This window comes from Halomonas sp. NPDC076908 (assembly GCF_050269715.1).
In the GTDB taxonomy this organism is placed as follows: domain Bacteria; phylum Pseudomonadota; class Gammaproteobacteria; order Pseudomonadales; family Halomonadaceae; genus Vreelandella.
Genome location: NZ_JBNNIW010000032.1, coordinates 40,209 through 47,608, shown reverse-complemented (window position 1 = coordinate 47,608; position 7,400 = coordinate 40,209). Strand labels below are relative to the sequence as shown.

Annotated in this window: 8 protein-coding genes; 1 reads left to right on the top strand and 7 read right to left on the bottom strand. The window is 43.7% G+C overall.

Going from position 1 to position 7,400, the window contains the following annotated elements:
- Positions 1–54 precede the first annotated feature (54 nt).
- Entirely contained in the window at positions 55–657 is a 603-nt protein-coding gene (locus ACQKE4_RS16305) for a sulfite exporter TauE/SafE family protein (RefSeq protein ID WP_427389380.1), read from the bottom strand.
- 1,020 nt (positions 658–1,677) lie between these two features.
- Here ACQKE4_RS16305 and ACQKE4_RS16300 point away from each other — a divergent pair.
- Positions 1,678–2,692, top strand: a protein-coding gene (locus ACQKE4_RS16300; protein WP_427389379.1) for an IS630 family transposase whose coding sequence is annotated in 2 segments (ribosomal slippage) — positions 1,678–2,078 and positions 2,077–2,692 — 1,017 coding nt in all. Because the reading frame shifts where the segments join, the coding sequence is not laid out codon by codon here.
- 59 nt (positions 2,693–2,751) lie between these two features.
- Here ACQKE4_RS16300 and ACQKE4_RS16295 read toward each other — a convergent pair.
- Genes ACQKE4_RS16295 through ACQKE4_RS16270 form a run of 6 tightly spaced genes read right to left on the bottom strand, consistent with a single transcriptional unit; the run spans position 2,752 to position 7,346 of the window.
- Positions 2,752–3,978, bottom strand: coding sequence for an NAD(P)/FAD-dependent oxidoreductase (locus ACQKE4_RS16295; RefSeq protein WP_427389378.1), 1,227 nt, complete (start codon positions 3,976–3,978; stop codon positions 2,752–2,754).
- Positions 3,979–3,997: 19 nt separating this feature from the next.
- A complete protein-coding gene (locus ACQKE4_RS16290) occupies positions 3,998–4,393 on the bottom strand; it encodes a hypothetical protein (RefSeq protein WP_427389377.1) in 396 nt (131 codons plus the stop codon).
- Between the two features lie 13 nt (positions 4,394–4,406).
- Entirely contained in the window at positions 4,407–4,583 is a 177-nt protein-coding gene (locus tag ACQKE4_RS16285; protein ID WP_427389376.1) for a hypothetical protein, read from the bottom strand.
- 13 nt (positions 4,584–4,596) lie between these two features.
- Positions 4,597–5,160, bottom strand: coding sequence for a 3-phenylpropionate/cinnamic acid dioxygenase subunit beta (locus ACQKE4_RS16280; protein WP_427389375.1), 564 nt, complete (start codon positions 5,158–5,160; stop codon positions 4,597–4,599).
- A 27-nt stretch (positions 5,161–5,187) separates the two neighbouring features.
- Positions 5,188–5,979 (bottom strand): SDR family NAD(P)-dependent oxidoreductase, encoded by a 792-nt coding sequence (locus tag ACQKE4_RS16275; protein WP_427389374.1) that lies wholly within the window; start codon positions 5,977–5,979, stop codon positions 5,188–5,190.
- Between the two features lie 2 nt (positions 5,980–5,981).
- Positions 5,982–7,346 (bottom strand): aromatic ring-hydroxylating oxygenase subunit alpha, encoded by a 1,365-nt coding sequence (locus ACQKE4_RS16270; RefSeq protein WP_427389373.1) that lies wholly within the window; start codon positions 7,344–7,346, stop codon positions 5,982–5,984.
- Positions 7,347–7,400 lie beyond the last annotated feature (54 nt).

Below are 7,400 nucleotides of genomic sequence, written 5' to 3'. Positions count from 1 at the left end.
AGCCTACAGTTCGTTCGACAAGCTCTGTGAAGCGGTCAAAAACGTATGTGATAATTACGGAAAAAGTAACTCGATAACTTTTGCATAACCACTTAGAACCCCAGTACCGAGAAGAAACAAAGCACTTGTTGAAAGTATAAACTCACGGCGATTTAGATCAATAGATATCAAAGCCTGTAACGCCGGAAAACCATAAAAAGAAGTTAGTCCACCAATAAAACCACTAGTTATTCCAGCTACAACAAGTACAGGTGATTGCCAGCGCTCTGCAATTTTAGGTGGTCTTGGAAAAAATTGACTCGAAACAAAAAAAAGAATTAAAAAGCCAACTAACATAGTTATAACATTAGAATGAAAGCTCTTTAGAAGTTGCACAGATAAAATCAAAGACACACTCAAACAAGCGAGCAAAGGCCAAACTCTCTTAAAAACAACACTGCCACCTCGACACTCGTAAGCCTGTAACAAATTTGAAAATATAATTGGAAGAAGAGACCATCCGACTGCAGTAGGAATATCGTGAATCATACCAATAAACGGAACTGTAATTAAAGGAGTTCCAAATCCAACCACGCCCTTAACTAACCCTGCTATAACAAATATTAGTACATATGATACCACAGCGATTATTTCAAAAATGCTAAAGCAATAAGTCATTCGGACAACCTCAAAAATGGGAAATTAAAAAAACCATGCTCGGCAATCTCAATGACCAAGTGCTACACCCAACCTATCAGCTAGGGTATTGCCACGTCTCATTGTTATGGTCACATTATCTACTGAAGATCGAGCCGCCATCATGCTGGTGCGGGCTCACCTCTCGATTCGTGCTATCACGCCTCAGTTGGGCCGTGCGCTAGTTTTATTTCACGAGAACTGGCACGCCAAACAATAAGCCCTGATATAGCGTATGAAGCAAGTCTCGCTTGATACCGTGTCCGACTGTCCCCCTCTGTCGGCCTAGCAGTTGCACGAAGCTGCATCTCGATGGTTAACTTTTAGAACTGGCTGTTACCTGCTGCGCTAATAACCGCTCTGTCGTCGGTACATTGCTGGAGAGCACTACGCGTTTAGAGATCCTGACAAAAGTAGATAGCACCACAGCCACGGCCGTCGGTTTCAGTGACAAACTCAATGAGTTACCGCGCTCCCTACGCCTGTCCATGACCTATGACGAGGGAAAGATATGGTGAAACATACCGAGATTACTCAGAAGACCGGTAAAGCGATTTACTTTGCTGACCCGTATAACCCATGACAGCGGGGCTGCAAGCGTATGACCGCCCCCACAACACCAACGGGCTGTTGAGGCAGTAACTGCAAAAGTGCACGAACATGTAGGGCTACAGTCAAGAAGAGCTCGACGATACCCCCGACTCACTCAATACACTGCCACGCAAGACACTGGACTGGTGGACACCGCTAGATATCAACGCAAAGATACTTAAAAAATCCGTCGTCAGTCCGAGCACTCTTCGATAGCGTTGCACTTGGAACTTGAGGCCGCCCACTTTATTAGCCTGCTTAAAAAGCACACTACAAAGACTTCAACTTATTCAATATAACAAAGCATACTTTACTGATACATAAAGCAAACAAAAAACATATAAACTAAGTGACTTCGCATAAATTATCGCGTATAAATAACAAAGATCCATCAGAGTAAAATACGGAACCATGTCTCGGCGCTTACGTTTTGTTTCTTTAACACCTGACCAGCAACGACTCTTAAATGAAGCCTACCAGTACGGCGAAAAGAGAGCGCTACGTCGTCGGGCTCACGCCATTCTGCTCAACCACAAGGGCCATACGATTAACCAGATTCGCGATATTATCGGGGTCAAGCGCGATACGGTATCGACGTGGTTATCCCAATGGGAAGCAGGCGGTATTGAAGGGCTTCAAGACAAGCCTCGCGAAGGACGCCCCCACCTTCTCAGCGAGAGTGATCTTGCTGTGTTAGAGCAACTGGTTGAAGAATATCCCCATCAATTGCCTGTCCTCCATGCCAAGTTTCAGGAGCAGACAGGCAACGTCGTCAGCCAGGACACGTTGCGGCGCGCGTTAAAAAAAAGGCTATAGCTGTAAGCGGATACGCCGCTCATTGAGGGCACAGCGTGACGAAACAGATTTCCGCCATACGCAAGAGATGATCAATGTATTGAAGGAGTGGGAAGGTGAGGGTGAGTGCGATCTCTATTTCTTTGATGAAGCCGGTTTCTCGCAATCATCGTCACTTCCTTATGCATGGAGCCCGATAGGCAAGCCCTGGGAAGTCACGGCCTACCCACACAGCAAACGATTGAATGTACTGGGCTTTCTCACCAGAAAAGACGAGTTTTTTCACCACATGACCACCGAGTCAGTGACCACTGAGACCGTTATAGAAGCCTTTGATCAGTTTGCGGCACATAAAGACCCTAACGCCTTCGCCGTCGTGATACTGGATAATGCCAAAATGCACCGTTCCAAGGCATTCCAGCGCAAACGTATTGATTGGATGGCACATCGCATTCATCTGGTCTATTTGTCGCCGTATTCGCCGGAGCTGAACCTGATCGAAATCCTTTGGCGCGAAATCAAATACCGGTGGCTACCGTTAACAGCCTACAGTTCGTTCGATAAGCTTTGTGAAGCGGTCAAAAACGTATGCAATGGTTACGGCACTAATTACTCTATAACTTATGCATAACCACTTATAACAAATGAACGTATGTATAAAATTTAAAGAAAAAAAATATAAGATTAATATTAATTCCTCATGGGTAACAAACTACGAATATTGTCTACTTCACTTAATGTCTCAGCATCTAAGCAAATCTCTTCCTTTAGCAAAGCCTTAGCAATCATGAACGTAGATGGCTCATTTATTGCGTCCACTGCTAACAAACGTTTGTCATCAAAGTACCAAACAGACGCAGCATCATTTCGTTTAGTCGACGGTCGAAAAACACTTTTTGTATACCCGGTATTAAGTCCTGCAGTCTGTAACTTAGTATCATACTGATCCGACCAAAACCATGGCAGTGGTCGGTATTTAAAACCTGGATTGACAATAGACTGTGCTACCGAATCTGCCTGATCTACAGCGTTCTGAATAGACTCTAGCCTTATCGATAGCCCGCGAAACTCAAAGCTAGCACAGTCGCCAGCGGAATAGATTGCTGGGTCTGAAGTGCGCCCCGCTTCATCTACCTCAATTCCAAGTCCTGTTTCCAATCCTGCTCGCAGAGCAAGTGAAGTATTCACAGTTACACCAATACCTGCGACAATAAAATCAACATCAATGTGAACACCATTACTCAATTCAGCGGAAACCACCTTACCCTCCTGCCGAGTAACTGATACTATTGAGGTATTCTCATGAATAACAACACCCTCTCGACAATGTAATGACTTGAAAAAATGTGCTGTCTTGGCGCTAGCAACACGATTCAGAATACGGTCTGATAATTCTATTAAAGTCACGTTGAGCCCAAGACTGCGTGCTACCGCAGCCATTTCCAAACCGATATACCCACCGCCAACTACCAGCAATGAACTTGCTTTTTTAAGAAAAGGACGTAGCCGATCGGCATCATCGAGTGTTCGCAGAGTTAAGACATTAGATGCCCCACCACCTTGAGCCTCAGGTAGCTCGCGCGCCTTCGCTCCTGTAGCTAAAACCAATGTTTGATATGTAAATCTTCTCCCACCATTCACAACAACTTGACGTTTGTCCCTATCAATCTCTGTTACAGTTGTTCCTAAGAGCACATCAATACGTTGGCTCTGATATAAAAACTCAGACTTAATTTCCAAATCGTTGCGTTCTACACTTCCTAGAAGATACTTTTTAGAAAGTGGAGGACGATGATAAGGCTTCGAAAGCTCAGATGATATTATCAAAACTTGGCCATCGTAGCCCAGTTCACGCAATTTGAAAGCGCATGAACAGGCTGCCTGCCCTCCGCCAACGATAATTACAGTTTTTTTCATTTTCATCTCACTTACTTAGTTATTGTAAAGCAGAATCAGTAAAGAAAGCATCATCGAACTCACCAACAGTAACCTTAATGGGGGTCTCATCAAGTATTCCATTTTCCAGAATCACTGACCCTGAAAGCTCATTACGTGAAACAAAACCTATTAGATCAGAGGCATGATTCGCTGCCATCTCTTTAGTCAAATACCAATGTAAAGCATCATCCACTTCGGCGAATAAGCCTTCACACTCAACTACCTGTATCACTAACGCAGCTGTCTTTACTTCATTTGACCCAACCAAAGCTTCGGTAGACTTACCATCGGCTAGGCTGTCTAAAATTTTAGCAAGCTCAGTCACTCCTACAAGATCGGCGTGTATTAACACTAATGGGTGAAAGTCTGACGGCATATGTGCAACGCTTAACATATAGTCTCCTTCATCAGAAGCTCTCCAGGTTCTTAACCTTGGCTATATCTTGGCTGTGTACTAGGTCAATGTCCTTATCGATCTTTACCTCAATCCATTGACCATCCTCCATATTCTGTGTACAAATGCCACTACGACCATCTTTTAGTGTTACTAAATCACCTTTAGCAACTGAATAAAGATCAATCATTACGTATCTCCAATTAGAAAAATGTAGTGAGATTTTTTGCCAACAGTACATTCTGATCTAAAATTATTTCGCGAGAAATAACACTCCACTTACCTCCATCGCGAACTAAACGGTCATATCTCTTACCTACAAATGTATACGTTTCATATTCTACACGGTTAAGATAGACCATAAATCTACAGCTAGTGCTCACTTCAGTTGGCGACCTTAGATTTGGCTTAACTTCGGTCAGTTGTATATTAGTAACTAAGTGAGAAACTCGAGATAAAGGTTCTTCTGCATAATGAACACCAGTTAGAATTTGCTCTACACGCTTTCCTAAAGTCCACTTATCTTCATCAAACCAGCTTATCTCCTCTCCACGCCGTGTATTCTCTAAGGCAGCATGCTGTCCAAATTTTACATTCTTTCTCATTGGCATAAAGTAACTAATGTCTTCATGCATAAGCTCTAGCCACTCTTTAAACTGGCGAGTGTCAATTAGCTCAGCCTCATGGTAAAAAAATTGCTCAACCTCCTTTTGTAGATAAAAATAATATATTTTATCCTCAGCAGAATACTGCTCACATAAATTCATTTTGATATACCTTTTTTGAAATTTTAATTAAAGAGGAACTGAAGATCCTTGATGAGCAAAGCATCCTACGTCTAGTACTGTTCCAGAAATCACTTCTGCATCCTCCGATAATAAAAAGGCTACAGCTAGAGCTAAGTCTTTTCCGGTTGTTGCACGCCCAGCGACTGTTCCTACCGCTTTTTCTTTCAATCGGTTAATATCGCCATCAACCCTGCCTAGACTCATGCCAGCCACAATTCCACCACCGCCAGGAATAACGGTATTGACCCTTATTCTTTTATGAAAGAAATCGAGAGCAGTGGCCGCACTGAATGCCAACAGCCCACCTTTCGTGGTCGCGTATGCAGCCATGTTTGGTTTGCCCCATCCTGAGCCCGAGCCTACATTTACGATGCTTCCCCCTCCTTGAGAAATAAAGTGTGGAATTACTGCACGACTTGCAAGATAGGGACCCTTTAAGTTGACGTCGACAATCTGATCCCAAAGTTCTGGAGAAGTATCTAATATTGTTCCTAGGGGGCCTATAGCAGCATTGTTTACTAAAGCATCAATTCGACCGAAGCGTTCAATTGTGGTCGAGATAACACGAGCCACTTCTGATTCTTTACTGACATCTGCCTCTACTGCAAGGATAGACAAGCCATCATTCTCCGCCTCTGCCATCAGATGTGGGATTGCATTCTCCGCTAAGCTAGATGCTTGACGACTCTCCAAGCCAAAAGCCACCACCGACCAACCTCGACGCGCCAAAGTCAGACTAATATCACGACCCAACCCGTAAGTTCCACCGGTAACAATAACTACAGGTTTATCACTCATAATTAATCCTGATTTGGTACGAAGCGGGTATCATTGTGGCCAAGTAATTCTTTCCACGGTTTTCCTGCCATATAATCAGCCCAACGTTTATAAAAGCCACGGGGCATATGCTCAGAAACTTGAGTGCTAACTTCTCCTTTAATAGTCAATCCGTAAACGACGGGGTCTAGTTTGGCCACATTCAAAGACTGTTGGTAATTAAAAGCATATCTGCGAGCAATTGTTCCTTGACTCGCTTGAGTAGCGTAAAGCCAGTTTTCTAAATCGTCTTGCTCGGTCATCCCTGCCGGACCTGAATAGCGCATATAATAATGACGCAGAAATTTCTTCACTTTCTCCGGAGCATCAGCATCAACTAAGAAAAACCGCCATCCCTCTGTTTCAGTCGGGCTATGTGGGTGCCAAGTGCAGAGGCTACGAGGCTGACTGCCGTGAAATGATGTGTTCGGGAAAATGGTTCCAACAAAAGGCCTTAAGCGCGCCTCATCTCCCATAAGCCGAACTCGTTCGTGATAACAGTTTCGGAAATACTCTTCAATCTCAGGGTCGTTTTTAAATTGTTCAACATATTCTTGTCCTTCCGGCTGAACGGCTGAGTGCACCCCATGACCTTGGGCAAAGCTGATCCAGACATGCTGAGCATACTCAAGCTCATTGTCACGACGCCCCTTAACGCCTTCTTCCGCAGAAGGACCAATTCCAATAAGGTCAACGGAGCGATGGCTTGGGTTGTGATAAGTATCCCCTAAAAAGTTTTCAGCCGCATACTTCCAATTTGAAGGGAATACCCATTTGTGAACCCCAACAACTTCAGCCCCCCCCGGTCGACCATCACGGCAGTCAAGCGCCAAATCAAGATGTTGTCTCGCATCACCCAAATACTCAAGAAATTCAGGTGCCTCAGGATCCCAAGTTGCCCATATACTACCTTTATAATTTGTTACTTTTGCCACTTCAATCAATGACCACTCATTCTTATCTAATACTCCTTCATATAATGACTTATAGAGTGGAACACCGCGAAGCTTACCGTCTGTAGCATATGTCCAACTATGGTAAGGACAAGTAAATAGCGATGTATTTCCCGATTCATAGCGACATACTTTCATTCCGCGATGACGACAGGAGTTCAAAAAAACATGTATTTCATGAGCTTTATCTCGCACAAGAATGACTGATTCTTCTCCCATACGAGAGACGAAGAAATCACCTGGATTTTGCACTTGGCTTTCGTGACCTACAAATAGCCATGCACGCGAGAAAACTCTTTCGAGCTCTTGCTGATAAAGCTTATCATTAACAAATATCTCTCGACTTATCTTACCTTCATCGACATCAGCCAACTGTTTTAGATCAATTAGTTCCATAAGGACATTCCTCACAATGTGTTATTTAGCTAACTTAAGTAGCGGATACATCTT

Coding starts and splice junctions, on each gene's coding strand:
- ACQKE4_RS16280 (WP_427389375.1), bottom strand. CDS start 5,160: ATGAATTTATGTGAGCAGTATTCTGCTGAGGATAAAATATATTATTTT.
- ACQKE4_RS16275 (WP_427389374.1), bottom strand. CDS start 5,979: ATGAGTGATAAACCTGTAGTTATTGTTACCGGTGGAACTTACGGGTTG.
- ACQKE4_RS16270 (WP_427389373.1), bottom strand. CDS start 7,346: ATGGAACTAATTGATCTAAAACAGTTGGCTGATGTCGATGAAGGTAAG.
- ACQKE4_RS16305 (WP_427389380.1), bottom strand. CDS start 657: ATGACTTATTGCTTTAGCATTTTTGAAATAATCGCTGTGGTATCATAT.
- ACQKE4_RS16290 (WP_427389377.1), bottom strand. CDS start 4,393: ATGTTAAGCGTTGCACATATGCCGTCAGACTTTCACCCATTAGTGTTA.
- ACQKE4_RS16295 (WP_427389378.1), bottom strand. CDS start 3,978: ATGAAAAAAACTGTAATTATCGTTGGCGGAGGGCAGGCAGCCTGTTCA.
- ACQKE4_RS16285 (WP_427389376.1), bottom strand. CDS start 4,583: ATGATTGATCTTTATTCAGTTGCTAAAGGTGATTTAGTAACACTAAAA.